The sequence below is a fragment of the Xanthomonas sp. SHU 166 genome (genome assembly GCF_000364685.1).
In the GTDB taxonomy this organism is placed as follows: domain Bacteria; phylum Pseudomonadota; class Gammaproteobacteria; order Xanthomonadales; family Xanthomonadaceae; genus Xanthomonas_A; species Xanthomonas_A sontii.
Genome location: NZ_AQOJ01000700.1, coordinates 1 through 1,892, shown reverse-complemented (window position 1 = coordinate 1,892; position 1,892 = coordinate 1). Strand labels below are relative to the sequence as shown.

Sequence of the window (1,892 nt, the reverse complement as noted above, 5' to 3'; positions counted from 1 at the left end):
CCCCCCCCCCCCCAGCCGATGTCGTGGCGGTGGAATTCGCTGGCCCAGCGAATCTGCTCCACGCCGGCGTAGGCATGCCGCTGCGCCTCGGCCACGCTGTCGCCCAGCGCCGCCACGCACAGCACGCGGCCGCCGGCGCTGAGCACGCGGCCCTGCGCGTCCAGCGTGGTGCCGGCATGGAACACCTTGGCGTTGCCCGGCACTGCGTCCAGGCCGGTGATCGCTTCGCCGGTGACCGGGGTTTCCGGATACGGCGCCGCCGCCAGCACCACGCCCAGCGACGGGCGCGGATCCCACTGCGCCTCGGTGGCGTGCAGGCGTTCGTCGAGCGCGGCCTCGAGCAGGTCGAGCAGGTCCGACTGCAGGCGCAACATCACCGGCTGCGTTTCCGGGTCGCCGAAGCGCACGTTGAACTCGATCACCTTGGGCGCGCCGCTGGCGTCGATCATCAGCCCGGCGTAGAGGAAGCCGGTGAACGGCACGCCGTCGTCGCGCATGCCGCGCACGGTCGGCTCGACCACCTCGCGCATCACCCGCGCGTGCACCTCGGGCGTCACCACCGGCGCCGGCGAGTACGCGCCCATGCCACCGGTGTTGGGGCCGGTGTCGCCGTCGCCGACGCGCTTGTGATCCTGGCTGGTGGCCATCGGCAGCGCGGTGTGGCCGTCGACCATGGAGATGAAGCTGGCTTCCTCGCCGTCGAGGAATTCCTCGATCACCACGCGCGCGCCGGCGTCGCCGAAGGCGTTGCCGGACAGCATGTCGCGCACCGCGGCCTCGGCCTCGTCCAGCGACATCGCCACGATCACGCCCTTGCCGGCGGCCAGGCCGTCGGCCTTGATCACGATCGGCGCGCCCTTGTCGCGGACATAGGCCAGCGCGGCCTCGACCTCGGTGTGCACGGCGTAGAACGCGGTGGGAATGCCGTGGCGCTGCAGGAAGTCCTTGGCGTAGGCCTTGCTGCCTTCCAGCTGCGCGGCGGCGGCGCTGGGGCCGAAGATACGCAGCCCGGCGGCGCGGAAGCGGTCGACCACGCCCAGCACCAGCGGCACTTCCGGGCCGACCACGGTCAGTGCCACGCCTTCGTCCTGGGCCAGCGCGAGCAGTCCGTCGAGGTCGTTGACCTTGACCGGCACGTTGCGGCACTTGGCCTCGCCGGCGGTGCCGGCATTGCCGGGCGCCACCAGCACTTCGTCGACACGGGGGGACTGGGCCAGCTTCCAGGCCAGGGCGTGTTCGCGGCCGCCGGAGCCGATGACGAGCAGTTTCATCGCGGAATTCCAGATTGCAGGGGAAAGGGAAACGGCTGCGCCCGGGCGCGCGCGCCTCACGTGCAGCCTTCGCGCTGCAGCGCCTCGGGGAAATGGTAGGTCCAGGTCTTCGCGTCCAGGGCGAAGCGGTGGCTGCGCTGCACCGGGCGCTGGCCGCACTCCGTGCCGGTTTCCTCGATCAGCAGCGGCCAGACGCGGGCCGCGTGGTCGCGGTCGTCGAAGCGCAGGGCGAAGTCGATGGCGAACTGGCCGGCCTTGCAGTCCGCGGCCGCATCGGCGGCATCGCAGTCGGCGGCGGCGCTGTTGTCGATGTGGCTGCGCACGCTGCCGGCGTCGACCAGGCCCTTGGGGCCGGGCAGGATCAGGGTCTGCGATTGCAGCGCATAGCCCTGGCCGAACCAGCCGTCCTCGACGCGGAACCCGTAGAAATCGCTGCCGGCGCGGACGATGCCGACCTCGCCGGGTTGGCCCTGGCTGCCGTAGGTGCCGCCGGTGCGCTCGGCGGCGACGGCGAAGCCCTGGCCCTCGGGGCGCAGCACGTAGAAGTCGATGGTGCCCGGTTCGGGATGGCCGGCATCGCGCAGCGCGCCGCACACCGCCAGCAACTGCTGCCAGCCGTCG

Annotated in this window: 2 protein-coding genes; both read right to left on the bottom strand. The window is 72.2% G+C overall.

What is annotated here, in order from left to right; genetic code table 11:
- Window positions 1-1,271, bottom strand: a 1,271-nt coding sequence (gene purD, locus D180_RS16420; RefSeq protein WP_017913654.1) for a phosphoribosylamine--glycine ligase, incomplete at its 3' end; no start/stop codon positions are given.
- Window positions 1,272-1,327: 56 nt separating this feature from the next.
- Window positions 1,328-1,892 (bottom strand): hypothetical protein (locus D180_RS16415; protein ID WP_017913653.1); only part of this gene is annotated, 565 nt, incomplete at its 5' end.